This window comes from Xanthomonas sp. SHU 308 (assembly GCF_000364645.1).
Classification (GTDB): Bacteria; Pseudomonadota; Gammaproteobacteria; order Xanthomonadales; family Xanthomonadaceae; genus Xanthomonas_A; species Xanthomonas_A sontii.
In genome coordinates, this window is record NZ_AQOK01000842.1 from 1 (window position 1) to 2,483 (window position 2,483).

General features: G+C 72.0%; 5 protein-coding genes. All 5 read right to left on the reverse strand.

What is annotated here, in order from left to right; all coding sequences use genetic code 11:
• Positions 1 to 450 (reverse strand): DegT/DnrJ/EryC1/StrS family aminotransferase (locus D588_RS0121920; protein WP_017917526.1); only part of this gene is annotated, 450 nt, incomplete at its 3' end.
• Positions 440 to 838 (reverse strand): EamA family transporter, encoded by a 399-nt coding sequence (locus D588_RS0121925; RefSeq protein ID WP_017917527.1) that lies wholly within the window; start codon positions 836 to 838, stop codon positions 440 to 442. The genes D588_RS0121925 and D588_RS0121920, both read right to left, overlap by 11 nt.
• Positions 835 to 1,197 (reverse strand): EamA family transporter, encoded by a 363-nt coding sequence (locus tag D588_RS0121930; protein WP_017914162.1) that lies wholly within the window; start codon positions 1,195 to 1,197, stop codon positions 835 to 837. The genes D588_RS0121925 and D588_RS0121930 overlap by 4 nt, the downstream gene beginning before the upstream one ends.
• Entirely contained in the window at positions 1,197 to 2,024 is an 828-nt protein-coding gene (locus D588_RS0121935) for an alpha/beta fold hydrolase (RefSeq protein WP_017917528.1), read from the reverse strand. The genes D588_RS0121930 and D588_RS0121935 overlap by 1 nt, the downstream gene beginning before the upstream one ends.
• A gap of 92 nt (positions 2,025 to 2,116) precedes the next feature.
• The coding region (locus D588_RS0121940; RefSeq protein WP_017917529.1) for an HlyD family secretion protein at positions 2,117 to 2,483 on the reverse strand (367 nt) is incomplete at its 5' end.

A 2,483-nucleotide genomic window follows, 5' to 3' on the forward strand; every position in this document is an offset into this window, starting at 1 on the left:
GGGGTGCACGCCGCCCAGCGCCTGCGCCGCGTCCTCGATCAGCAGCGCGCCGCAGCCTTCGGCGGCGCGGCGCAGCGGTGCCAGGTCGATCAGACGCCCGCCCAGATGGGTGGCGATGATGGCCAGGGTGTCGCTGCCGCAGCGCTGCGCCAACTGCACCGGGTCCAGTTCCAGCGAGCCGGGCAGCAGATCGCACAGCACCAGTTGCAGGCCGCAGTGCGCCACCGCCAGCGCCACCAGCGGGCAGGTATAGGCCGACACCAGCACCTGCCGGCGCCGGTTGGCCGCGGTCAGGGTGCGCAGGGCCACGATCAGCGCGGCGGTGCCCGAGCAGGTCAGCAGGGCCTGCGGCAGGCCGAGCGCGCTGGCCAGGCGTTCGCGCGGCCGACCTGGCCACAGGTCGCCCCACTGCAGCGGCAGGCCGGCGGTCGGTGGGATTTCAGTGCGCATCGGCGGGATCCGCGCGCTCGCCGATCGCCAGGCAGACGATGCCGCCGACGATCAGCGCCGCGCCCAGCGCCTGCAACAGGCCGATGTGTTCGTTGAACCACCAGGCCGACAGCAGCATCACGCTGACCACTTCCAGGTGCGAGGCGGCGAACGCCGGGCCGATCGGCGCATGCTCGAGCAGCTTCATCCAGGTGAAGAAGGCGCCGATGTAGCCGAGCAGCGCCGCGTACAGCCATGGGCTGCCGAGCAGGCGCAGCACCCAGGCCAGTTCGGCCTGCGGCGGGAATGCGTGCGTGCCGGCCAGCTTGAAGCCGATCTGCGCAAGGGTGTCGAAGCTCAGCAGCAGGGCGAAGCCCACCGCGTAGCGCTGTAGCGGCGGCCGGCTCATGAGCCCAGCCCCACCACCGCCACGCCGGCGCTGACCAGGCAGATGCCGGCCACCTGCATGCGCCCGAGGCGTTCGCCGAACAGCCAGCGCCCGGCCAGCATGATCGCCACGATGTTGATCGAACCCAGCAGCACGCCGCGGCCCAGCGGCACCAGCGACAGGAACGCGGTCCAGGCGAGGAATTCGAGCACGTAGCAGGCCACGCCGAACCACAGCTGCGGCTGCCGCGCCATGCGCTGCCAGCGCGCCATGCCGGTGCCCTGCGGGTGGCTGGCCACGTACTTGAAGGCCAATTGGCCGGCGGTGTCGAGCGCCACCGTCGCCAGCCAGATGCCCACTACCGAGCCGGTCATCGCCATCAGGCGGCGGCCTGCTGCGGCACGCACAGGGCGGCGAAGAACTGCGCCAGGCGCGCGCCGAGCACGCGCCGTTCGCGGTCCAGGGTGATCATGTGATAGCTGTCGTGCAGCAGCAGCAGCTCCGTCGGCCCGGACACGTTGGCGATCACCAGCCGCGCATTGCGCAGGTCGGCGATGTCGTCCTCGGTCGCGTGCGCGACCAGGCATGGCGCGACGACCTTGGGCAGGTCGCGGCGCACCTCGCGCGCGAGCAGGTACATCTCGGCCAGGGCGTGCCAGGGGTTGCCGGGCAGGCCGGCGGCGCTGCTGTCGCCGCCGAGCATCGCGCTGCTGATTTGGGCGCGGATGCGCTCGTCGCGCAGGCCGTACGGTGGCTCTTCCAGGAACATGCGGCGCTTGCCGATGCCCAGGCGCTTGAACCACGGCAGCAGGAACGCCAGCCGCGCGCGCTTGGGGATGTTCCAGCCGTCGTAGCGGAAGGTGGCGCCGAGTACGCCGACGCCGTCCACCCACTGCGGACGTTCCTGCGCCAGGCGCAGCGCCAGCACCGCGCCCATCGACAGCCCGGCCACGAACAGCCGGTCGACCTGTGGGCGCATGCGCGCGGCCGCCGCCTCGACGCTGGCGTACCAGTCGCGCCAGTTGGTGGCGAGCAGATCGTCCTCGTCGCCGCAGTGGCCGGCCAGCTGCACGCCATGGACGCTGAAGCCTTCGCGGTTCAGGCTCTTGCCGAGCAGGCGCATTTCGCTGGGCGTGCCGGTCAGGCCGTGGATCAGCAGCACGCCATTGCGGCCGCCTTCGAAGTGGAACTCGGCAGATTGGATCATGTGAATGGGCGCGGCTGCGCAGTCTCGGCAATCCGTGCAGGGTCGCCGCTGCGCGTTTCAGCAGCCTTTCGCCGCCGCGGCGGCGTGCAAGCTCAATGCTTGGCCGCGGCCGGGTTGCGGAAGCGCACCAGCACGCGCTGGCCCAGGCGCAGGGTCGAGGGCTGGGTGAAGGCCAGCACGCAGGCCACGCTGCGGTCGTTGCCGGCGGGCGTGGCGTCGTCGTGCAACTGGGTCGGGCCGTAGGCCGGCGCCAGCCAACGCACCACCGCCTGGCCGAGCACGGTCTGGCGGCCGTCGTCGCTGATGACCTCGGCGGCCATGCCCGGGGTGACGCTGCCGGCATAGCTTTCGTTCAATTCGGCGCGGACCAGGCGCGGCGCGTCCGGCAGCAGGGTCAGCAGCGGCGCGTTGGCCTCGCTGCGCGCGCCGACCGCGGCCGACAGCTGCAGGACGCGGCCA